The sequence below is a fragment of the Halomonas sp. ATBC28 genome, from assembly GCF_005937175.1.
GTDB lineage: Bacteria > Pseudomonadota > Gammaproteobacteria > Pseudomonadales > Halomonadaceae > Vreelandella > Vreelandella titanicae.
In genome coordinates, this window is record NZ_VCQL01000010.1 from 37,612 (window position 1) to 58,043 (window position 20,432).

Here is a 20,432-nt window from a genome sequence, read left to right on the forward strand (position 1 = left end):
TGGATGGTGTGCTTAAGATGAGCGTTTAAGGAGGTCGTATGACCTACTTTATTGATCGAAGGCCGAACGCGAAACATAAAAGCGCGGTGAACCGGCAGCGCTTTTTGGAGCGCTACCGTAAGCATATCAAGCGCTCGGTTGAAGAGGCCGTTAACCGCCGCTCGATTACGGATATGGAGCGTGGTGAGAACGTTTCGATACCGGCAAAGGATATCTCCGAACCGGTCTTCCAGCATGGCCCGGGTGGGGCGCGTAATATCGTTTCACCCGGTAATAAAGAGTTTATCGCCGGTGATAAAATCCGCCGCCCCAGTGGGCAGGGGGGCGGTGGTGGCGCAGGCGAGGGCGGCCCCTCTAATCAGGGTGAAGGCGTCGATGAGTTCGCTTTTACGCTGAGCCGCGAAGAGTTTTTGGAGTTTGTTTTTGACGGTTTAGAGCTGCCCCATTTGCAGCGCAAACCGTTGAAATCGCTTGAAGAGGTCAAAATGGTGCGGGCGGGGCTCTCCCGGGACGGTGTGCCGTCGCGGATTAGCATTACCCGCTCTATGCGCGAAGCCTATGCTCGGCGCATTGCTATGCGCGCGCCGATTAAACGGGCGTTAAGAGAGGCGATTGATGCCCTGGAGGCCGAAGAACGCAAGGACACGGTGCTGCGTAATCCCACCCGCATTGCCGAGCTGAAAGCCGAAATTGAGCGCCTGGAGAAGCGCATCGCGGGCGTACCGTTTATTGACACCTACGACCTGCGCTACCACCAACTAAGTGCACAGCCTCAGCCTTCCAATCAAGCGGTGATGTTTTGCGTTATGGATGTCTCCGGCTCGATGACCCAAAACCACAAAGACATCGCCAAGCGGTTTTTCCTGCTGCTCTATCTGTTCTTGGAGAAGCACTACGAGAAGGTCGAGTTGGTTTTTGTGCGCCACCATACGGCTGCTCGGGAAGTCAGTGAAGAGGAGTTTTTCTACTCGCGGGAAACCGGCGGTACGATTGTTTCCAGTGCGCTGAACCTGGTGAATAAAATCATCGAAAAGCGCTATCCCGTTGGCCAATGGAATCTGTATGTGGCCCAGGCGTCCGATGGTGATAACTGGGATGATGACTCGAATATTTGCCGCGATTTACTGGTCAAACAGTTGATGCCGCAGCTGCAATACTACGCCTACGTTGAGATCACGCCCCATGACCATCAGTCACTGTGGCATGAGTACGAAAGTGTGGTGAAAGAGTTCCCCGAGCGCTTTGCCATGCGCCAAATTGTGGAGGCGGGCGATATTTATCCGGTCTTTCGTGAACTGTTTAAGCGCCGCTTAAGCCAGTCCTAGTGACCTTGTATACAGGTTAGTGACCGCGTGTAGAGGAGGGGGCTATGAGTGCGACCCGCAAGCGTAAGCCGATTGCCACCGGCTCCGATTGGAACTTCAGTGTACTGGAGCGTTTTGATGCGGAGCTGGCCAGGCTCGCTGATGAGTATCGGCTAGATACCTATCCTAATCAGATAGAAGTCATCACTACCGAGCAGATGATGGATGCCTATGCGAGTGTAGGCATGCCGGTGGGCTATCACCACTGGTCGTTCGGCAAGCAGTTTCTAGCCGTCGAGCAGGCGTACAAGCGTGGCCAGATGGGCTTAGCCTATGAACTGGTGATCAATTCCGACCCCTGCATCGCTTATTTAATGGAGGAGAATACGCTGATGATGCAGGTGTTGGTGATGGCTCACGCCTGCTACGGCCACAACTCCTTTTTTAAGGGGAACTACCTGTTTCGCACCTGGACCGATGCCTCTTCAATTGTTGATTACCTGGTGTTTGCGCGTAAATATATCGCCAAGTGTGAAGAACGCCACGGCGTGCAGGCCGTTGAGCAGTTACTGGATGCTTGCCATGCGCTACAAAACTATGGGGTCGACCGTTACAAGCGGCCCTCGCCGATCTCTGCCGAGGAAGAAGCGAAGCGCCAGGAGGAGCGTGAAAGCTACCTGCAAACCCAGGTGAATATGCTCTGGCGTACCATTCCTGAGGCACCTATCAGCGATTCACCGCTGTCAACGGGGGGCCTGCATGCTGACGATGACCCATTGGGCTTGCACAGCGGCGGCCACTATCCTCCGGAACCTCAAGAGAACCTGCTCTACTTTATTGAAAAAAATGCGCCGCTGCTGGCGCCCTGGCAGCGTGAAATCGTGCGGATTGTGCGCAAGTTGGCGCAGTATTTTTATCCTCAGCGGCAGACCCAGGTAATGAATGAGGGCTGGGCGTGCTTTTGGCACTACACGCTGATGAACCGGCTCTACGACGATGGCAATGTCGATGAGGGATTAATGCTGGAGTTTCTGCAGTCTCACGCGGCGGTCATTAACCAGCCAGCGTTTGATAATCCTCACTTCAGTGGGATTAACCCCTATGCTCTTGGCTTCGCAATCTTTATGGATATTAAGCGGATCTGCGACGCACCCACCGATGAGGATCGCGAGTGGTTCCCTGATATTGCAGGCACTCCGTGGCGGGAAACGCTGGAGTTTGCGATGCGCAACTTCAAGGATGAGTCGTTTATTCAGCAGTTTTTATCACCGAAGGTGATGCGTGACCATAAGCTGTTTTTGGTGGTGGATGACGATCAGGTGGAGACCCTTGAAGTCGCAGCGATTCATAACGAACAGGGCTACCGCCAGGTTCGGGAAGCGCTTGCCACTCAGTACGCGCTCTCTGTCCGCGAACCCAATATTCAAGTGGTTGAAGCGGCCATTCGTGGGGATCGCTCGCTAACACTCCATCACGTGCAGGATAGTCGCCGCCCATTAGGCCGCAGTGTTTATCCGGTGATTCGCCATCTACAGCAGCTATGGGGCTTCCCTGTTCATCTTGTCTCTTTGGAAGAAGGACGGGTAACGCGGCGTTTTCATTGGCCGGTAGAGGATGAAAGCCCGGCTTCTTAGCTGCTAGCGTGTCTTAAACAAAACTACCCCGCCCAAATGGCGGGGTAGAGGTGCTTATACGGCTATCAAGTTTTAAATGCTTAAGCTTGGGCAGTCCAGGATTGGCACCAGCCAGCGGGTGCTACGCTATTCTCTGGAAATAGCTGGCAACCCTCAGTGTCTGCATTAAAGAACATGCAGTTATCGCAGCGTTCGCCCTCTTCATAAGCGGGATGATCGCTGGCTTCACTGGCGTCTTCTACATAGTTAAGCGCTTGGGCGTTGCTTGCGGAAGGATCAAGGCGCGGCAGCTCTTGGGCGAAAGCAGTTTTAGAAAGAATGCCAGCTCCCAGTGGAAGGGCTGCAAGACCCAACATGCTGTTGCGCATAAAGTCACGACGGCTCTTATTAGCCATGATTTCTCCTTATCGTCACGGTCTGACGTTTGGTCACGTTGTTGGGTGGTTATCCACCTCTTTGTGCTCCGCGTAGTCTTATAAGCCGGAGCTCTCTGCTACATCTTTCAATCAGTTGTATTTTCGACCTACTATTTTTTTCAACCTACTACAATTTAGGCCAGCCGTTTTCAACCCTATTCTTAAACTACATGCTAGCGGATGTATAAGGGTTGTGCGAATAGTGCTGCTGGAATAGCGACAATTGGTCACGCTGTCGCCGGGTGCTGCGCTCGCTTCCTTGTCGCTGCTATACTCTGCCCAGCTTTGACACTACTTTTATGACCATTTTCTCTTAAGGGGCGCGCCATGCAAAACGCAGTCATTTTAATCAATACCGATAAAGGCCAGGTCAAGGCCGTGGCCGAGCGCTTGGCCGATGTAGAGGGCATTAGCGAGGTGTACTCCACCTGCGGCCGCTACGACTTAGTGGCCATTGCTCGCACCCGTGATTTTGAAAGCTTGGCTGAATTGGTGACTGAGCGCCTGAACGCCGTAGAAGGTATCAGCGATACAGAAACCCTGAATGCCATGCAGGTTCACTCCCGCCACGATCTTGAAACCATGTTCTCTTTGGGTTGGTAGCCCTTTATTATTTGGTTACACACAAAGCGTTCACGAACGCAGTGAAAATGAAAAAGCGCTAATGTAAGCATTTAACAAGGGGAAAGTCTGTTGGGAACATCGCTTTTGAGCTGGCGTCGACAGGGGCGACGCCTGGGCATTGCTGTGCTTTTTGTGGTAGTTGGCACAGGGCTGTGGGAGTTTCAGGAGCGCCAGCATAAAGATGCTTACACCTGGATGGGGGTGCCAACGTGGGAGGAGTTTCGCCCCACTACGATGCACCGAGTGCTGCGCAATGATGGCTACTTGGTAGGCTGGTCCGATGTGCGGGTCAATCCGCTATGGGTAAGTTATCAGGTTGAAGCAGTAGACGACTCGAGCATCGGCCCAAGGCCAAATTTTCAAGCCGATTGGCGCACGCTATGGCCGGTAGGCACCGACAGCTACGCCGGTAGCGGTTACGACCGAGGCCATTTAGCACCAAACTACGCCATTGCAGCGGTGCATGGGCGCAGCGCTCAGGTCGATACCTTCCTAATGAGCAATATGTCTCCGCAACGGCCCAATCTGAACCGACAGCTCTGGCAGCGGTTAGAAGAAGCGGTGATGGATCACTTTGCGCCACGCTTTGACAGGTTGCAGGTGATTACCGGCCCCATTTACCCAGAACACTTTATGGATAACGTGTTCAACCGGGTGGGGCTGGTCGAAGTGCCTTCGGCTTTTTACAAGATCATAGTGGCGCCCCACAGCGAGGCACCATTGGCGTTGGCGTTCATCATGCCACAAGACGTTCGGGGAAATGAGCCGCTGGATGACTATTTGGTGACCATTGATGAGATTGAGGCACGCACAGGGCTTAACTTCTTCCCAGAGTTAGCAACGGAAGTAGAGTCTGTATTGGAAGGGGAGTTGCGTACACAGGGGTGGGCACTTGACGAGGTGGCAAGGCGCCCGGGGCGGTATCAATAGCCGTTTAAGTACATAGTGGCTGGCATGCCTGGGATTTAGCTTGTATCCAACACCCAATGGCGGAAGGCGCGCATGGGCTCTGTCAGGTGTCGGTGCTGTGGCGTCAAAAGCGATAGTTTTCCCCTGCTGGGTATGCTGAGTGGCAGTGCCTGAACAAGGTTCCCTTGTCGAAGTTCGGCATCTAAAAGCCGCATCCAGCCTAAAGTCACTCCCTGGCCAGCCAAAGTAGCATTCATCAGTAGTTGGAAGCTGTTGGCGCGCAGCGTATGCAGCGGGGTCTGCCACTTCAGGCCAAGTTCACGGAACCATATTTCCCAGCTTAGCCAGTCATGGTAATGGTCTTCCACCACCATAAGCGTGTGATTCGTAGGCAGTTGCTCAGGTTCAATGCCATTGCCATGGCGTTCCAGGTAAATGGGGCTACAAACGGCGGCTACCATTTCATGGTCAAAAATAGCATCTGCTAAAAGACCTGGAGGATCGACTTCATTGGGTACATGGTAATAAATACCCAGGTCAAACTCCGCCAGATCAAGGCGGTGTGGATCTTCTACCGTCAATATGCGAATTTCGATATTAGGGTAAGCGCGCTGAAAGTCGGGCAACTGGCGTGCCAACCAGATCGAAGCAATGGTCGGGCTTGAGGCGAGGGTCAGCTGTCTGTCATCTCCGCGGCGCCTCAGGCGTGCAGTTTCATCGCCCAGATCGCGCAATAGTCGTTGCACAATACGAAAGTATCGCTCGCCGGTTGGGGTGAGTCGCAGTCCTTCAGGATGGCGTTCAAAAAGAAGCCGCCCTAGGTCATGCTCAAGGCGCTTGATCTGTCGGCTCACGGCGCTTTGCGAAAGATTTAGCTCGTTTCCCGCCTGCGTAAAACTGCAGTATCGTGCGGCAACTTCAAAGGCGCGCAGGCAAGATAGCGGCGGTAAAGCATCACGCATGAATCAAGCCTTAAAACAGGGAGTCAGTGATTTCAAGCATACCACTGCCGAGCGGCGGCTGCTGCCCGGCCGGGTTGCAGAGGCTAGACGGCCGTACGAGGAATCTCTCGCTGCCACGATTTATCGCTCACCAGCTTATCGTCTTCATAAGCGTGCTGTTCGGCATTCAGGTAAAACATGTGTTCATCGCAGCGCAGGTGATAGCGGCTAAATACGGTGACGGCAAAGCTGTTTTTTTCTCCTTCACGGCGAGCGCGGTACACCCACTCGATATCTGCACGTGTCCGGGTAGCATCGTCAGGATGACTGGTATAAGTCTCCTTGGCGTACTGTTCAACCTGCAAGCCGTGTTCAAGAAACTGAATATCTCCCATGTCATCTTCAATGATGACGCTGACTTCGCCGCTGCCCACATCTTCGCTGATCGTGCGCTTGGGATGGCCGGTACGCAGTGTCTTCACAGGGCAGGGAGGGGCGCTTTCTGGCGGCTCGAAAGGCATGGAAATATAGGGCGCTTTGGATCGCGGTAGCTCTAGGCTAGGCGTACCTGCCTTGAGGGTCAGATCTGCGCGCTTTTTAGGCGACCACACTAATGGGAAGCTGGCGCTGGAGAGAGCAACCCTCAAACGGTGGCCTTTGGGCAACCGATAGCCAATAAGGTCCATGGCAAGCCTTACCTGCATGGGGTCACCAGGTATGGGAGGGGTAACTGTGCCCGCGTCGTCGCGCAAGTTTAGGTTAAGTGTCCCGTAGGTGATCAAGGCACTTTCACCGCTAGGTGATACGTCGCATAGGCGTGCGTGCAGTTGGCCGCACGCCTCGCTACTTGCCAGCGTCAGTGAAACGCAAGGCTGCCCCAGGATATCGAGCCCATGTGCATAAGGTTCGGAGTCAAATGTCAGTGACAGCGCATCGTCTCGGCGCTGGTCGGGTGGGAAGTCGGCTCCAAACCAGAGCGGAATGTACTCTCCCTGCAGTGCGCCAGTAGTAAGTGGCGATGCAATCAGTTGATCCTGGCTGAGGCGGGTGCTGGGTAAAAGGCCATGGTCACCCATGGTTAGGGTAATGGATTCACTCTCGTCGTCCGGGACTGGCCAGCCATGAGTGCGAACCCACTGTCCCGGCCGCTCCTTATACTTTGGAGCGGGCGGAACGCCATCCTGAAGGTAAAAGGTGCAGGTAGGTTCGTCCATTACGCCGGTCTCAATACCTTTGAGCCAGTAATCCCACCAGCGCAGCGCTTCTTGCAGAAAGCCAATCGCCGGATCAGGCAGTGCAAAGTGTGGATACTTGTGCATCCAAGGGCCCAGTAGCGCTTTTTTCGGGCATTGAAGATGCTCCATCATTCTAGGGATCGTATTGATATAGGAGTCGCCCCAGCCGCTTATCATGTAAACGGCCGCTTCGATGTCGGCATACTCCTCGCAGATAGAGCCATGCTTCCAATACTCATCACGATGCTGGTGAGAGAGCCAAGTTTCAGCTAGCAGCGGCATATTATCGAGGCGAGACATCCACATATCGCGCCATTTGTCGCCAACCAGTGCGGGGTCTGGCACCGCCGCAGAAAAACTTAGCATAGTGGCCGCCCAGCCTAGGTTCTCCAGCAACATATTGCCGCCCTTGTAATGAATATCATCAGCGTAGCGGTCATCGGTTGAGCAGAGCGTGATGATGGCTTTGAGCGGTTCGGGGCGCAGGGCGGCTACTTGCAGGCTGTTAAAACCACCCCAGGATATTCCCATCATGCCGAGCTGGCCGTTACACCAAGGCTGGCTGGCAATCCACTCGATCACTTCAAGGGCATCTGCCTGCTCTTGAGGGGCGTACTCATCTTCCATCAGGCCATCTGATTCGCCGTTTCCACGCATGTCTACTCGAACGCAGGCATAGCCGTGGCCAGCGAAGTAGGGATGGGTTAGTTCATCGCGAATTGCGGTGCCATCGCGTTTTCGGTAAGGGAGATATTCCAGGATGGCTGGAACGGGGTGTGCTTCAGCATCAACCGGTAACCAGATGCGTGCAGCTAAGCGTGTGCCGTCAGCCAGTGGGATCCAAATGTTGTCTATTTCGCGGGTGCGATGCGGAAAATCCTGCTTGATAATCATGAGTCACGCTTGTTGCTGGTGAGTGTTGGAACACGACTAAGTTGGTCCGGATTTTTTAGCCAGACCCAAAGCGAGCCGGTTGCTATCAGCACGATGAAAAGTGCAGGAAGTCCGCCCAGGTTAGACAGCATCTTGACGCCATCAATGCCGACAAAACTCACCATCACCCAGGCGACGATACCGACAATCACCCCCCAGGTTACTTTCATGGTAATACCTGCATTGAGGTCTGAATCAGCTGTCAGCCCACGGGTGCAGAGATTGCCAATGGCATCGGTTTGAGAGTCGGCAGCCGTCACATAAGAGATATACGCAATGAACAGCAGTACTGGTATCCATAGCCCTGAAAGGGGTAGCTGCTGGAACAGCTCATAAAGAACGTTTTCCACCCCGCGGTCATTGAGGATGGTGTAAAGATCGACCCCGGTGTGGGCTTGATAGTAAAGCGCAGTTCCAGAAAAGATTAGAATCCAGACGCTGGCGAATAGTGCGGGGTAGAGTAGGTTGACGCGAAGAAACTCTCGCACGGTGTAGCCGCAGGATATCTTACCGAGAAACAGGGCGGCGACGGGAGCCCAGGAGAACCAAACGGCCCAATAAAATATTGACCACCATTGTGGCCACTGATCTTCCCCCGCCGTGCCGGTAAACAGACTCTTAGTGAAAAAGTTATCGATGAACACACCAAACGACTCTACCCCGAGAGCCAGACTGAAAATGGTGGGGCCTGCGATGAAAGCGAACACACCCAGAATAAGCAGCAGGACAGCATTAAGTGATGAAAATCGAGCAATGCCTTTTTGCAGCCCGCTGGCGGCAGAAAGAACGAACGTGGTCACGATAATGGCAACGATAACGCCAAGCCGAAGAGGGCTGGTTTCGCCACCCATGTATTGGCCTACGCCACCCGAAAGTGTCAGGGCGCCGGTGCCCAGCGAAGAAGCCATGCCGGCTACCAGGGCGTAGAGAGAAACCGCATCAATAAGTCCTGCAAAGCGTCTGATTCCTGGGCCGAAAAGCGGCTCCAACATGCTGGAAATAGAGAAGCGAAGACGCAGGTTGTAAAACGCTAGGGCAAAGATCAATGCAGGTACGGCATAAATAGCGTAAGGCGTGAACGTCCAATGTAAAAACATGGTCGACATCGCAAACACCATGGCATCGCTTGAACCAGCTTCCAGCCCACTTAAGCTGGGAGGGCTCATGAAATGATAAAGCGGTTCGGCGGTGGTCCAAAATAGAACGCCGACGGCCAAGGTGGTGCAAAGGGTGATCGAGAACCAGCGTAAAGGTGATAAAAGAGGCTTTGCGGAAGAACCCCCAATACGAACATGGCCGATTGGAGAGAAATAAACGATAACCGCCATAACGAGAAGGTAAAGGCTACCTAGACTGAACAGCCATGAAAAATTATTCAGGATTGCTTCATTTAGTACACTCGCAACGGCTAGAAAGGCCTCTAAATTGATATAGCTGGCAATGACTGCAGCAAATAGAACAAGAAATGTTGGCCAGAAGACCAACGGTCGCAGCGATTTCATCGGCATACCGTTTTCCCTTTATCGTTATTGCTATGCATGAATTTCATGGCATAACAACCTAACGCCATTCCAGTCCTGACATAAAGCGAAGACTCGGAATGGGGGTATGCGCTGAATGCATGGGCCGCCGATGGATTAGCAGGTCATTAAAGACAGCAAACGCTTGGAGTTAAAATCTAAGATATGCGCGATCAGGAAGCCAGGATTTGAGGCGACTTAAATCCGGTGGAGATAAAGGGATGTATAGGGGATAAAAAAGGGGGGTAGTGAGAGTGGCAGAAAATCTGAAGATACTATGATGATGCGGACACGGCCCATGTAAGTCATGGTGCCCAGGAGAGGACTTGAACCTCCACGTCCATACGGACACTAGCACCTGAAGCTAGCGCGTCTACCAATTCCGCCACCTGGGCGCATCATCTAACGCTTGGATTAACTACTTACTGTTTGTGTTCGTATGGTGCCCAGGAGAGGACTTGAACCTCCACGTCCATACAGACACTAGCACCTGAAGCTAGCGCGTCTACCAATTCCGCCACCTGGGCGAACACAAACCTTGCCTTGCTTAACACCGTACTGCTCATACCAATAGATAGCATAAAAGCAGTTTGGTGCCCAGAAGAGGACTTGAACCTCCACGTCCATACGGACACTAGCACCTGAAGCTAGCGCGTCTACCAATTCCGCCATCTGGGCAAGTGGCGCGTATAATACCGGGGTGATGGTTAAATGCAAGACCCCTAACGTGCTTTTTATAACGCAAATTGTATAAACAACGTCTAAGACGGTTGGGTGATTGAACGTGCAGCGCTATACTGCGCCTATGACTAAACAAAACCCTATTCATTTCAGCCTATCAAGCGTTGAAATATCCAGCCCGCAACGCAACGCGTTTGCGCCTTTTTTATGCCTCTCGCAAATGACGCCTTCAAGGATGTTGATCGCATGAAGTATTGGACGTTAAGTGATGATCCGCACGCCGAGCGCGAGGCGCATAAATATGGCAACCCAGCGCCAAGCCGGGAGTATTTGCTTGCAGCCTTAGAAAGCTATGGCAAGCCGATCACCCACGAAAATATGAGCCGCATGCTGGGGCTGGAAGACGAAGAACTTATAGAAGCCGTCAGGCGCCGCTTGGCGGCGATGGAACGCGACGGTCAGGTGCTGCGTGACCGTCGTGGCGCCTATGCGCTGATCGACAAGCTCGATCTAATCAAAGGTAAAGTCCTTGGTCATCGAGACGGATTTGGCTTTTTACTTCGCGATGATGGCAAAAAGCCAGACTTGGTATTGCCCCCGCGCCAAATGCGCCGCGTTTTTCACGGTGACCACGTGCTGGCGCGCATTAGCGGACGCGATCGCCGTGGTCGTGATGAGGCGACCATTGCCGATGTGATTGCACGCAACACGCAAACTATCGTCGGCGTTTACCGTAGTAATACTCCTGAGTTTGGCATTCTAATACCGGAAAATCCGCGTATTACTCAGGAAGTGATTATTCCTCATAGTGCCTGCGGTGGCGCTAAAGATGGTCAGGTGATCTCGGCCAAAATCGTTCAGCAGCCGGCCACCCGTGTACAGCCGGTGGGTGAAGTGATCGAAGTGCTGGGTGAGCGTATGGACCCCGGTATGGAAATTGATATTGCGATTCGCAGTTACGATATTCCTGCAGAATTCCCGCCTGAAGTGCTTGATCAGACCGCCGGTATTTCGGCAGAAGTGTTAGAAGGGGATAAGCAACACCGCGTTGATTTGCGTGATGTACCGCTGGTTACCATCGACGATGAGTCTGCCAAAGACTTTGATGACGCCGTGTGTGCTTGGAAAACCAAATCCGGCAGTTGGAAGCTGCTCGTCGCCATCGCGGATGTTTCCCACTATGTACGCCCCGGTACGGCTCTTGACGATGAGGCGCGGACTCGGGGCAACTCGGTTTATTTCCCCGGTCAAGTGGTGCCCATGCTGCCGGAGCTGCTCTCCAACGGGCTCTGTTCGCTTAACCCTCATGTGGATCGCTTGGTCATGGTTTGCGAGATGAATATCTCGCAAACCGGCGCGATTAGCCGCTACCGCTTCTACGAAGCTGTGATGAACTCCCATGCTCGCCTGACCTATAACAAGGTGGCCGCCATTCTTGATGAGGAGAGCGAAGAGGGTGAAGCGCTTCGGGCAGAACACAGCGAGCTTGTTAAGCCGCTGAAAAATCTGGAAGAGCTTTACTATTTGTTACGAGAAGCGCGTGTTGAGCGTGGCGCAATTGATTTTGATACTACTGAAACGGCGATCATCTTCAACGACGAGCGCAAAATCGAAAAAATCGTTCCACGTAGCCGTAACAATGCTCATAAGCTTATTGAAGAGTGCATGCTGGCGGCCAACGTGGCGACTGCTCGCTTTCTGGATAAACATGATTTGCCTGCGCTCTACCGAATTCATGAGCGGCCAACGCCAGAACGCCTAGACAAGCTGCGCCTCTTCTTAAACGAGCTGGGGCTTTCTGTTGGCGGTGGTGATATGCCGACGCCACAGGATTATCAGGCGCTGCGTGAGGCGATTGCTGATCGCCCTGACTTCGATATCATCCAAACAGTCATGCTGCGTTCGATGAATCAGGCGGTCTATTCGCCACAGAATGAAGGTCACTTTGGCCTAGCTTATCAAGCCTACGCTCATTTTACTTCGCCGATTCGCCGCTATCCCGATCTGCTGGTACACCGTGCTATTCGTTCGGTGATCCGCGGTCCGCGCCAGACCAACACGGTGTTGCGCGTGGAGGGTGCGCCGGTTGAGCCGCCCAGCAAGTGGTGTCCGTATACCTTCGAGCAGATGCTTGAACTGGGTGAACACTGCTCAATGACTGAACGCCGCGCCGATGAAGCCACCCGTGATGTAGAGAGTTGGCTGAAGTGTGAGTTTATGTCTGACAAGCTTGGCGAGATGTTCGAAGGTACCATCGCCTCCGTCACTCAGTTCGGTCTGTTTGTGCGTTTGGATGAGTTCTACGTGGAAGGCTTGGTTCACGTGACGTCGCTGCCTTCGGATTATTACCACTACGAAGCTGAGAAGCACCGTCTTAAAGGTGAGCGCACCGGCACGACCTACCGCTTGGGTGATGGTCTTACCGTCCAAGTGGCGCGTGTTGATATGGACGATCGTAAGATTGACTTTGGGCTGGGTGATGAAAAGCCGCGCCCACGCCGCCAGCCGCGTAAGAGCCGCGGTGGGGAAGGGGGCGCTGGTGCTAAAGGTGGTGGTGCTAAGGCATCTGGTAACAAACCATCCAATAGCGAGAAGCCTGCTACGCGTCGCGGCCCACGCCGTACGCGAAATGGCCCACGCAAACCATCACCGAATAAGGGCTGAGTATGAAGTCGGCGTCTTCACGGCGGGGCCCCAAGACCCCTGATGGTTTGGATCAGGTATATGGCGTTCATGCATTGCAAAGCTTGTTAGACAGAGGCGAAGCGCCCCGAGAGCTTTGGGTGCAGCAGGGGGCAGGGAGCCGCTTAAAAGAGCTGATTACCCAGGCCCAGGCGCATGGTGCTCGAGTAAAAGAGCAGCCCCGGGATTTGCTTGATCAGCTAACCCAGGGGGCGGCTCATCAGGGAGTGGTGGCGTTTTGTCCGCCGTTAACTCCTGAAGGTGAAGAGTCGCTCTGGCTTAAGCTACGCGCCTGGCCCTCGAATACACCACCGCTGTTGCTGATTTTGGATGGCGTGACGGATGTGCATAACTTTGGTGCCTGCCTGCGTAGCGCGGATGCCGCCGGTGCCCACGGCGTGATTGTGGCGAAAGATAAAGCCGCACCGCTCAATGCAACGGTGCGTAAAGTCGCTTGTGGCGCCGCCGAAGTGGTGCCGGTTTATCAAGTGACTAACCTGGCTCGCACCCTGGCCAAGCTAAAAGATGCCGGTGTCTGGATAACCGGTACGGCTGGTGAAGCTGAGGCCAGCGTTTTTGACATTGATATGACCGGCCCCACCGCGCTGGTGATGGGGGCGGAAGGCAAGGGCATGCGGCGCTTGACTCGCGAAGCCTGCGATAATCTTGCCAAGCTTCCCATGGCGGGGGAGGTCTCTAGCCTTAATGTCTCGGTGGCTACTGGTATTTGCCTGTTCGAGGCTGTCCGTCAGCGCCAGCTTGCAAGTTAACCGCCGTGCTACTAAGATACACGCGCCCGTTTGTCTGCAAGCGGGTGTTAGCTGTCGTTGAAGTATTAGCTTTTGCTGAAATGAAAAGTTCTGTTTGATGCCCCTGTGGCCGCCTAGCGCGGTGGCGGAGCACTTCAGTTAACTCCTTGCTTCCCTGTCGTCGTTTATTGCGTTAAGCAATGGCACACAAAGGAAGCTGTCAAACCGCAAGGAGATCCCATGCGTCATTACGAAATCGTGTTTATGGTCCACCCGGATCAAAGCGAGCAGGTGCCGGCAATGGTCGAGCGCTACACCAGCATCGTTACCGAAAACAGCGGCACTGTGCATCGTCTAGAAGATTGGGGCCGTCGTCACTTGGCTTACCCAATCAACAAGATCCACAAAGCCCACTACGTGCTGATGAACGTTGAATGTAGCGGCGAGACTCTCGACGAGATCGAGAACATCTTCCGTTACAACGACGCCATTATCCGCAGCCTGGTTGTTCGCTGCAAAGAAGCTGTTACTGAAGCTTCCCCGATGATGAAACCGGCAGAAGAAAAACGTCCGCGTCGCGAAGAAAAACCGCGCGCTGAAGAAGAAGAAACTGCCTGATTTTATTCACTGCACGTTTTAAGGAGCTAGTCCATGGCACGTTTTTTCCGTCGCCGTAAGTTTTGCCGCTTCACCGCTGAAGGCATCAAGCAGATCGATTACAAAGATCTGGACACGCTGAAGGCTTACATCACCGAAACCGGCAAGATCGTTCCAAGCCGTATTACCGGCACCAAAGCACGCTATCAGCGTCAGTTGGCGACCGCTATCAAGCGTTCGCGTTATCTGGCACTGCTGCCCTACTCCGATAGCCACCAGTAAGCGTTTAACGTGATGCTGGCACTAGCCCGATGGCTAATGCGGGGCACGCCTTACGCTGCAGGCGGGGCGGCCTTGGCAACGCTAGTGCCTTGGCTGTTCTGGTTAGGAGCAGCCATCGCTGCGTTGATGACGCTGCGCAGAGGTTTTGCCCCTGCGCTACCGGTCATCATCGCCGCAGCACTACCAGCCGGTTGGTGGTGGGCTCAGGGTGATGTGATTCCGCTTGCCAGCTTACTGCTGGTTACGCTGATGGCCGTTATCCTGCGCGAGAGGATGCGTTGGGGGGAAACCTTGATTGTGGGGACGTTGGTCGCCGCCGTCATGGTTCAACTCGGCATCTTCAGTCCGCCAGGTGGCACTGAGCTAATGCTTGAGCAGTTGCGAGAAGGTTCAGAAGAAGTGGATCGCATGCTCACGGAATTTGCCAATCAAGGCTACGATACTCAAACCATTGCCGCACTGGTGGTGGGTGGAGTAACCGGGCTTGTGGTGCTGTTGGCAGCCATAGTGTGCTTGGCACTTGCGCGGAGTTGGCAAGCTGGGTTGTACAACCCAGGTGGCTTTCGCGAAGAGTTTCACGCACTGCGCTTGACCCCTAAAGAGCTAGCCGTGCTGGTCGTCATTGGGGTGATAGGTATGCTGCTAGGCGCTCATGCGCTGGCGATGCTTGGTTGGATTCCGCTGTTGGTAGCTGGCGTTGCGTTAGTGCACGGGTTTATTGGAATAAAGGGGATGAACGGGCTGTGGCTGGTAGCATTTTATGTGCTACTGATCACGACCTGGCCCACGATTCTCATTGTGCTGCTGTTGGGGCTGATTGATACATTCGCGAACGTTCGCGCACGCCTTGCCCGCAGCAACTGACAAGAGGTTTACGAGATGGAAGTCATTCTGCTCGACAACATTGGTAAGCTGGGCGGCCTGGGTGACAAGGTCACCGTGAAGCCTGGTTATGGTCGTAACTACTTGGTGCCTTACGGCTTAGCCGTACCGGCCACCAAAGACAACATCGAAGCGTTTGAAGCACAGCGTGCTGAGCTCGAAGCGCAAGCCGCTGAGCGTAAGGCAGAAGCCGAAGCGCGCGCTGAGCAGCTAAACGACATCGAACTGTCTTTGGTTTCCAAAGCAGGCGATGAAGGCAAGCTGTTTGGTTCTATTGGTCCGCGTGACCTGGCCGACGCGATTTCCTCTGCTGGCATCGATATTGCCAAAAGCGAAGTCCGCATGCCAAATGGCCCAATTCGTCAAACTGGCGAATACGACATCACTCTTCACTTGCACGCTGAAGTGGATGCCGTTGTACGCGTAGTGGTAGTTGCAGAGTAATTGAGCGAGTAGTTAAGTTAGTAACGACGTAAAGTCGTTACTAACGGCAGCTAATACAGCTGCCTCAAAAGGCGCGGGGTTTCTCCCGCGCCTTTTGTTTTTCCGGGTATCCGCTAGTTCTGGATATTCGCTATTTTTTGGGCGTTGCCAAAACTATCCAGCCCATCCCCCGCTGGGTATTTTAAGACAACGCCTTGATCATGTTGGTAGTCGCACCGCATGCGGCTAAGATAAGCATCTTCACCGGCTACGCAGTAGTGTTTAAAGGAGCTCGCTATGCAGGACCAGCCTTCTGCTGATACAGAAACGGCAGCGCTAAAACTGCCGCCGCATTCATTAGAGGCGGAGCAGTCGGTACTAGGCGGGCTCATGCTAGACAACCAGGCCTGGGATAACGTTTCAGAGCGGTTGGTCGCTGATGACTTCTACCGCTATGAGCACCGTTTGGTGTTCAACGTGATGATTCATCTGGCTGAAGCCGGTCAGCCGCTGGATGTGGTGACGCTTTCTGAAGCGCTGGAAGCGCGTGATCACTTGGATACCGTAGGCGGCCTGGCGTTTTTGGCAGAGCTTGCTCGTAACACGCCCTCTGCCAGTAATATTCGCGCCTATGCTGATATCGTGCGTGAGCGGGCAACGCTGCGCAAGCTGATCCGTGCGGCTAATCAAATTGCCGATAGTGCCTTTACTCCCCAGGGGCGCCCGGCTGATGAATTGCTTAACGAAGCCGAGCGGTTAGTGTTCCAGATTGCCGAGGAGCGCCCCAAAACGGGCGGCCCCATTGGCATGAGCGATCTATTGACCAAGGCGGTGGATCGTATTGATGAGCTGTTTAATCTGAAAGGTGAAATGACCGGGCTTTCCACTGGTTTTCGTGATCTGGATGAAATGACCACCGGGTTGCAGCCATCCGATATGGTGGTCATCGCCGGTCGACCCTCGATGGGTAAAACGACCTTCGCTATGAACCTGGTTGAACATGCGGTGATTTCCAGCGACAAGCCAGTCATGGTGTTCTCCATGGAGATGCCCGCAGAGTCGCTCATGCTGAGGATGCTGTCTTCCCTGGGCCGAATCGATCAAACCCGTGTGCGTACCGGGCAACTGGAGGACGAGGATTGGCCGCGTTTAACCTCAGCGGTTAATCTGCTCAAAGACAAACAGCTGTTTATCGACGACACCGCGGCCTTGTCGCCTAACGAAATGCGCTCAAGGTTGCGCCGTGTGGTGCGTGAACATGGCAATATCGCACTGGTCATGATCGATTATCTTCAGTTGATGCAGATCCCTGGCTTTAGCGAAAACCGCACCGGTGAGATTTCCGAGATTTCGCGCTCCTTGAAGGGGTTGGCGAAAGAGTTTAACTGCCCTGTGGTAGCTCTTTCTCAGTTGAACCGCTCCTTGGAGCAGCGCCCCAACAAACGCCCGGTTATGTCGGATCTGAGGGAATCTGGTGCGATCGAGCAGGATGCCGACGTCATTGCCTTCGTTTATCGCGATGAGGTCTATAATCCAGATAATCCCGACAATCAGGGGATTGCTGAGTTAATTATCGGTAAGCAGCGTAATGGTCCTATTGGCACGGTGCATATGGCCTTTATCGGCAAATATACCCGCTTTGAGGATTTGGCCCCGGATAGTTACGGCCAAGCGTTCGGCGACTAAGTTAATGATGACTGGTTTGTGATGACAGGCTAGTGATAAGTAGCTTGAGGATGGGGGGCGAGTTCGTATAATGCCTCACCCACGATATGTAAAAACGGGAGCAGCAAATGGCAGGTGGATTTCGGCGCGGTAACCGGCAGCGTCTTCCTAAGTTAGAAGGTCGCGGTGAGCTAGAGGCGATAGAGCGCGAAGGCCCTTTTAAAGAGTGGCTAGGTATGCCGGATCTTTATCGCTACCATTTAGTGGTCGCAGGCGAGAAGTATAGTTACCAGACTGAAGATGGTGAGCTGCCTGTGACGGTGGGAGATAAGGTCGTGTTCCGCTACAAAGAGACTAAAGGCGGCAACTGGATTGACCGCAATTCGCTTGGCAAAGCGATCGACCCCTCTGAATATCAATGATCGATTGATATCTTGACCTGCCGGTCAGGAACTCTCCTGCGATATTGACCTCCTAGCTATTAATGTCTAGTTATTGCTTATTGTCATTACATTGCAATGACAGGGCAATAGAAGTGTCATGGGGCGCAGTCATGCTGTGCCCTGATGACATAACGTATGAAATAGCCAAATAATAGGAGGGAACCATGGAACTTAAGGATCTTAAGCAATTTGTCGCCAATCACGACAATTTTGAAATTCGCGTGATTACCCATTCGGGCAGCCGTTTTTATCAGATTGAGCTGGAAGACGTTGAAGGCGAGCGCCATATGCTGACGCAGCGTACCAAGCCGATGCTGTTTCGCTCGCTGGATGATGCCTATATGGATCTCAAGCGCGCCGGGATTCATCGCGCTTACCTGGTACAGCATGTGCCCCACGATGAAGTGATAGGCCGCGACGCGCACTATAGTGAGCCGCTCACATCGCGTATGCCGCTTGTTTTTTAACGCTGCTCTCACCCATCAACGTTTAGCCTGACGCTTTTCCCACCACTGCCCAAGCCGAATTCGGCGACGGGCAAAAAATCGGTAACCGGCATTCATTATGCCGTGTACTCCCGGTAAGCACGAAAACCTCACCAGCCGCCGATAGCCCAACACTGCATAGAGGGCACGGCTGGCATCCATGCCGATGTACCATCTCCCTTGACTATCACGTAGGTGCAACTGGCCCATCATGGCGTTAAATTCTTGCCCATACGCCTGAGCGTTAAAATCACGGGCCTGGATATCTACCAACGCGATGTGTTCCCGATGGCGATGCTTTTCCAGCCACGCGACTTCCTGTTGGCAAAAGGGGCAGTGACCATCGTGAAATAGCATAACTGGCGGTGCAGCATGTAGTGGCGTGTAGCGGCTCATGGTGACTCCTGGTTGGTATTGGCCGAATAACCTGCTGTGTGGCAGGGCTGCCCGTAGTCAGGCGATGTTTCCAATTGATCCAAAAAGTGCTCAGCCTGTTGGCGGATAGCCTCGCGCTTCTCATCGGCCATGCGGTTGAGGGAGCCGTAAATCAGCTTCATACGAGGGTTCTTACTCAGGCGCTCAGCGTTGGTTTCGAGAAAGTGCCAGTAAAGGCTGTTGAAAGGGCAGGCTTTTGGCCCCGTGACCTGCTTGGGTGAGTAACGGCAGTGCTGACAATGGTCGGACATTTTGTCGATATACTTGCCCGACGCACAGTAGGGCTTCGAGCCCATTAAGCCGCCGTCGGCATGGAGCACCATCCCCAGCGTATTAGGCAACTCTACCCACTCACTGGCATCGGCATAAACCGCCAAGTACCAGTCGCATAGCGCCTCAGGTTTAACTCCGCATAGTAAGGCGAAATTGCCTGTCACCATCAGTCGTTGAATATGGTGGGCGTAGCTATTGTCGATGGTCATCTGAATAGCGCGCTGTAGGCAGCGCATATCGGTATCCGCGTCCCAGTAAAACGCGGGCAGATCGCGCTCAAAACCTAATTGATTAGCGCTTTTGTAGCTAGGCATCTGTGTCCAGTAGAGCCCTCGCACGTACTCGCGCCAGCCAAGTATCTGGCGGATAAACCCTTCGACGGCGTTGATCGGCACATCTCCGTCATAGTAGCGCTGCTCGGCGGCTTCGCAGACTTCATGGGGCGACAGCAGGCCGATGTTCATCGCGGCTGAGAGCCGCGAGTGATATAGATAGGGCGCTGAATCGCTAATCGCATCCTGATAGCGGCCAAAATCAGCCAGTCCATGGTCTATAAAATGCTTTAGATCCACTAATGCCTGCCGCCGTGTCACCGGAAGGTTAAAGTTCGCCAATGTGCCCATATGATCGCTAAAGTGGCGCTCGGCATCAGCCAGAGCGGCTTTTGTCAGTGCATCCTGGCGATGTTGAGGTAGCTCAGGGAAATCCAGTGCGGCTTTGATAGGCTGGCGATTGTCGTGGTCAAAATTCCATTTGCCGCCAACGGGTTCGTCGCCCTCCATCAAGTACCCGGTGCGCTTGCGCTGTTCCCGGTAAAAGTACTCAAGGCGTAGCTGTTTGCGGCCGCTTGCCCATTGGCTAAAGTCATCGGGTGTAGTGAAAAAGCGCTCGTCCTCAAGAAGTCGCCACGGAATCGTTGCGTTTTCGCGCTGCTGCATCTTCTCCCAAAGCCGCCATTCGCCAGGTCGGGCAACGCGTATCTCATCGCAGCCATACTGTTGTGCGATGCGTTCAGCTTCTTCAATAAGGGAGTGGCAGTTATCTGCATCATCCAGCGCGCTGTAGTGCACTTGAAAGCCTTTTTCGCGCAGTGCCTGGGCAAAGTGACGCATGGCAGCCAAAAAGAGGCCAATTTTATGGATATGATGGGGAACATAGCGCGCTTCCTCGGCAACTTCGCACAGGGCAACCACGGCATTGGCGGGCGCGTCTTGCAGCGTTGTGAGTGAAAACGAGAGCTGGTCGCCGAGCACTAAAAGCAAAGGCTTGGACATAAGTTGGCCTGTAGTTATACAAATAATGCCGATAGTATAACTTTA

At 53.7% G+C, this 20,432-nt stretch carries 19 protein-coding genes and 3 tRNA genes; 13 read left to right on the top strand and 9 right to left on the bottom strand.

All coding sequences use genetic code 11. The features are described from left to right. The first annotated feature begins 38 nt into the window (after positions 1 to 38). Together E0L35_RS12900 and E0L35_RS12905 are read left to right on the top strand one after the other, a co-directional pair. Complete coding sequence (locus tag E0L35_RS12900) at positions 39 to 1,325, top strand: YeaH/YhbH family protein (protein ID WP_138800486.1); 1,287 nt, start codon at positions 39 to 41, stop codon at positions 1,323 to 1,325. Between the two features lie 44 nt (positions 1,326 to 1,369). Continuing rightward, a complete protein-coding gene (locus E0L35_RS12905) occupies positions 1,370 to 2,938 on the top strand; it encodes a SpoVR family protein (protein ID WP_009287656.1) in 1,569 nt (522 codons plus the stop codon). Between the two features lie 80 nt (positions 2,939 to 3,018). On the opposite strand, the gene E0L35_RS12910 is transcribed toward E0L35_RS12905, so the two are convergent. Further along, complete coding sequence (locus tag E0L35_RS12910; protein ID WP_022522716.1) at positions 3,019 to 3,333, bottom strand: high-potential iron-sulfur protein; 315 nt, start codon at positions 3,331 to 3,333, stop codon at positions 3,019 to 3,021. Between the two features lie 348 nt (positions 3,334 to 3,681). Here E0L35_RS12910 and E0L35_RS12915 point away from each other — a divergent pair, with 348 nt between their 5' ends. Then, a complete protein-coding gene (locus tag E0L35_RS12915; RefSeq protein WP_008958975.1) occupies positions 3,682 to 3,957 on the top strand; it encodes an Lrp/AsnC ligand binding domain-containing protein in 276 nt (91 codons plus the stop codon). 105 nt (positions 3,958 to 4,062) lie between these two features. Beyond that, entirely contained in the window at positions 4,063 to 4,908 is an 846-nt protein-coding gene (locus E0L35_RS12920; RefSeq protein ID WP_138800487.1) for a DNA/RNA non-specific endonuclease, read from the top strand. 35 nt (positions 4,909 to 4,943) lie between these two features. On the opposite strand, the gene E0L35_RS12925 is transcribed toward E0L35_RS12920, so the two are convergent. From E0L35_RS12925 to E0L35_RS12950, 6 genes are all read right to left on the bottom strand, one after another. Beyond that, on the bottom strand, positions 4,944 to 5,849 hold the full coding sequence (locus E0L35_RS12925) for a LysR substrate-binding domain-containing protein (protein ID WP_138800488.1): 906 nt from the start codon (positions 5,847 to 5,849) through the stop codon (positions 4,944 to 4,946). A gap of 83 nt (positions 5,850 to 5,932) precedes the next feature. Continuing rightward, positions 5,933 to 7,957 carry a CocE/NonD family hydrolase gene (locus E0L35_RS12930; protein WP_138800489.1) on the bottom strand — a complete coding sequence of 675 codons (2,025 nt, stop codon included), beginning with the start codon at positions 7,955 to 7,957 and terminating at the stop codon, positions 5,933 to 5,935. Continuing rightward, on the bottom strand, positions 7,954 to 9,504 hold the full coding sequence (locus tag E0L35_RS12935; RefSeq protein ID WP_249362138.1) for a BCCT family transporter: 1,551 nt from the start codon (positions 9,502 to 9,504) through the stop codon (positions 7,954 to 7,956). Before E0L35_RS12935 ends, E0L35_RS12930 begins: the two co-directional genes overlap by 4 nt. Before the next feature lie 320 nt (positions 9,505 to 9,824). Further along, positions 9,825 to 9,911 (bottom strand) — tRNA-Leu (locus E0L35_RS12940). 45 nt (positions 9,912 to 9,956) lie between these two features. Further along, positions 9,957 to 10,043, bottom strand: a tRNA-Leu gene (locus E0L35_RS12945). A gap of 64 nt (positions 10,044 to 10,107) precedes the next feature. After that, positions 10,108 to 10,194 (bottom strand) — tRNA-Leu (locus E0L35_RS12950). Between the two features lie 249 nt (positions 10,195 to 10,443). On the opposite strand from E0L35_RS12950, the gene rnr reads away from it, so the two are divergent. The 9 genes from rnr to E0L35_RS12995 all read left to right on the top strand — a co-directional run bounded on the left by rnr (position 10,444) and on the right by E0L35_RS12995 (position 18,387). Further along, a complete protein-coding gene (rnr, locus tag E0L35_RS12955; protein WP_138800490.1) occupies positions 10,444 to 12,861 on the top strand; it encodes a ribonuclease R in 2,418 nt (805 codons plus the stop codon). Positions 12,862 to 12,863: 2 nt separating this feature from the next. Continuing rightward, positions 12,864 to 13,649 (top strand): 23S rRNA (guanosine(2251)-2'-O)-methyltransferase RlmB, encoded by a 786-nt coding sequence (gene rlmB / locus E0L35_RS12960; protein WP_009287665.1) that lies wholly within the window; start codon positions 12,864 to 12,866, stop codon positions 13,647 to 13,649. 219 nt (positions 13,650 to 13,868) lie between these two features. Continuing rightward, positions 13,869 to 14,246, top strand: coding sequence for a 30S ribosomal protein S6 (gene rpsF, locus E0L35_RS12965; protein ID WP_007113338.1), 378 nt, complete (start codon positions 13,869 to 13,871; stop codon positions 14,244 to 14,246). Between the two features lie 33 nt (positions 14,247 to 14,279). Further along, entirely contained in the window at positions 14,280 to 14,507 is a 228-nt protein-coding gene (gene rpsR, locus E0L35_RS12970; RefSeq protein WP_008958980.1) for a 30S ribosomal protein S18, read from the top strand. 12 nt (positions 14,508 to 14,519) lie between these two features. Continuing rightward, entirely contained in the window at positions 14,520 to 15,371 is an 852-nt protein-coding gene (locus tag E0L35_RS12975; RefSeq protein WP_133730237.1) for a hypothetical protein, read from the top strand. 15 nt (positions 15,372 to 15,386) lie between these two features. Continuing rightward, a complete protein-coding gene (gene rplI / locus E0L35_RS12980; RefSeq protein ID WP_022522724.1) occupies positions 15,387 to 15,833 on the top strand; it encodes a 50S ribosomal protein L9 in 447 nt (148 codons plus the stop codon). Between the two features lie 276 nt (positions 15,834 to 16,109). Then, positions 16,110 to 17,498, top strand: coding sequence for a replicative DNA helicase (dnaB, locus tag E0L35_RS12985; protein ID WP_009287667.1), 1,389 nt, complete (start codon positions 16,110 to 16,112; stop codon positions 17,496 to 17,498). 107 nt (positions 17,499 to 17,605) lie between these two features. Further along, positions 17,606 to 17,899: a hypothetical protein gene (locus E0L35_RS12990; RefSeq protein ID WP_022522725.1), complete on the top strand. Its 294-nt coding sequence runs from the start codon at positions 17,606 to 17,608 to the stop codon at positions 17,897 to 17,899. 185 nt (positions 17,900 to 18,084) lie between these two features. Next, entirely contained in the window at positions 18,085 to 18,387 is a 303-nt protein-coding gene (locus E0L35_RS12995; RefSeq protein ID WP_022522726.1) for a DUF6482 family protein, read from the top strand. 15 nt (positions 18,388 to 18,402) lie between these two features. Here the strand turns inward: E0L35_RS12995 and E0L35_RS13000 are convergent, their stop codons facing one another. After that, entirely contained in the window at positions 18,403 to 18,801 is a 399-nt protein-coding gene (locus tag E0L35_RS13000; RefSeq protein ID WP_138800491.1) for a DUF393 domain-containing protein, read from the bottom strand. Beyond that, complete coding sequence (locus E0L35_RS13005) at positions 18,798 to 20,387, bottom strand: cryptochrome/photolyase family protein (protein WP_138800492.1); 1,590 nt, start codon at positions 20,385 to 20,387, stop codon at positions 18,798 to 18,800. Before E0L35_RS13005 ends, E0L35_RS13000 begins: the two co-directional genes overlap by 4 nt. Positions 20,388 to 20,432: the final 45 nt, after the last annotated feature.

Coding starts and splice junctions, on each gene's coding strand:
- rpsR (WP_008958980.1), top strand. CDS start 14,280: ATGGCACGTTTTTTCCGTCGCCGTAAGTTTTGCCGCTTCACCGCTGAA.
- E0L35_RS13005 (WP_138800492.1), bottom strand. CDS start 20,387: ATGTCCAAGCCTTTGCTTTTAGTGCTCGGCGACCAGCTCTCGTTTTCA.
- E0L35_RS12905 (WP_009287656.1), top strand. CDS start 1,370: ATGAGTGCGACCCGCAAGCGTAAGCCGATTGCCACCGGCTCCGATTGG.
- rlmB (WP_009287665.1), top strand. CDS start 12,864: ATGAAGTCGGCGTCTTCACGGCGGGGCCCCAAGACCCCTGATGGTTTG.
- rpsF (WP_007113338.1), top strand. CDS start 13,869: ATGCGTCATTACGAAATCGTGTTTATGGTCCACCCGGATCAAAGCGAG.
- E0L35_RS12900 (WP_138800486.1), top strand. CDS start 39: ATGACCTACTTTATTGATCGAAGGCCGAACGCGAAACATAAAAGCGCG.
- E0L35_RS12910 (WP_022522716.1), bottom strand. CDS start 3,333: ATGGCTAATAAGAGCCGTCGTGACTTTATGCGCAACAGCATGTTGGGT.
- E0L35_RS12995 (WP_022522726.1), top strand. CDS start 18,085: ATGGAACTTAAGGATCTTAAGCAATTTGTCGCCAATCACGACAATTTT.
- E0L35_RS12925 (WP_138800488.1), bottom strand. CDS start 5,849: ATGCGTGATGCTTTACCGCCGCTATCTTGCCTGCGCGCCTTTGAAGTT.
- E0L35_RS12930 (WP_138800489.1), bottom strand. CDS start 7,957: ATGATTATCAAGCAGGATTTTCCGCATCGCACCCGCGAAATAGACAAC.
- rplI (WP_022522724.1), top strand. CDS start 15,387: ATGGAAGTCATTCTGCTCGACAACATTGGTAAGCTGGGCGGCCTGGGT.
- E0L35_RS13000 (WP_138800491.1), bottom strand. CDS start 18,801: ATGAGCCGCTACACGCCACTACATGCTGCACCGCCAGTTATGCTATTT.
- rnr (WP_138800490.1), top strand. CDS start 10,444: ATGAAGTATTGGACGTTAAGTGATGATCCGCACGCCGAGCGCGAGGCG.
- E0L35_RS12935 (WP_249362138.1), bottom strand. CDS start 9,504: ATGCCGATGAAATCGCTGCGACCGTTGGTCTTCTGGCCAACATTTCTT.
- E0L35_RS12915 (WP_008958975.1), top strand. CDS start 3,682: ATGCAAAACGCAGTCATTTTAATCAATACCGATAAAGGCCAGGTCAAG.
- E0L35_RS12975 (WP_133730237.1), top strand. CDS start 14,520: ATGCTGGCACTAGCCCGATGGCTAATGCGGGGCACGCCTTACGCTGCA.
- E0L35_RS12990 (WP_022522725.1), top strand. CDS start 17,606: ATGGCAGGTGGATTTCGGCGCGGTAACCGGCAGCGTCTTCCTAAGTTA.
- dnaB (WP_009287667.1), top strand. CDS start 16,110: ATGCAGGACCAGCCTTCTGCTGATACAGAAACGGCAGCGCTAAAACTG.